Genomic DNA, 634 nt, shown 5'->3' with positions numbered 1-634 from the left:
GTACTAATTGCCCGTGAGGCTTAACCATACAACACCCAAGGGGTTTTGATGGACTCAATGAAAGAACATTGAATGTGTAAGAACGAGAATTAAAAAACGGCTTTCCAGATTAAAGAATTTGCTTGGCGACCATAGCGTTTTGGACCCACCTGATTTCCATGCCGAACTCAGAAGTGAAACGAAATAGCGCCGATGGTAGTGTGGGGCTTCCCCATGTGAGAGTAGGACATCGCCAGGCTTTAAACATCGCTTTCAAGTTCTCTTTAATTGAGATAACTGAAGGCAAAACTAAAAATTAGCATCAATAGTATAAGACTAAGTTTTAGTGACAATTTGTGGAGAGATGGCTGAGTGGTTGAAAGCACCGGTCTTGAAAACCGGCATACGTTAATAGCGTATCTAGGGTTCAAATCCCTATCTCTCCGCCACTTTTAAAAAAAAACCGCTGTTCTTACAGCGGTTTTTTTGTATCTGCTGTTTTTTAACCGCTGTTATCGAAACTTCTAATTGATTTTTCTCTAGCTCTTTCTCCAAGTTTTTGCGTACCTACTTTGGGTTTAGTTTACGCAGTAATACCTTCAATCGAAGACATTTCCATACGTCTCATTTGGGCTTCAAATAGAGCTTTCTTAAG

Annotated in this window: 1 tRNA gene and 1 rRNA gene; both read left to right on the top strand. The window is 40.2% G+C overall.

The window, feature by feature from the left end:
• The first annotated feature begins 121 nt into the window (after positions 1–121).
• Positions 122–238: ribosomal RNA gene (gene rrf / locus IQR33_RS27985) — 5S ribosomal RNA — on the top strand.
• Between the two features lie 99 nt (positions 239–337).
• Positions 338–428, top strand: a tRNA-Ser gene (locus tag IQR33_RS27980).
• Positions 429–634 lie beyond the last annotated feature (206 nt).

This window comes from Vibrio sp. OPT46 (assembly GCF_015163535.1).
Classification (GTDB): domain Bacteria; phylum Pseudomonadota; class Gammaproteobacteria; order Enterobacterales; family Vibrionaceae; genus Vibrio; species Vibrio alginolyticus.
Note: the sequence above shows the minus strand (reverse complement) of the source record. Positions and strands in the feature narration are given on the sequence as shown.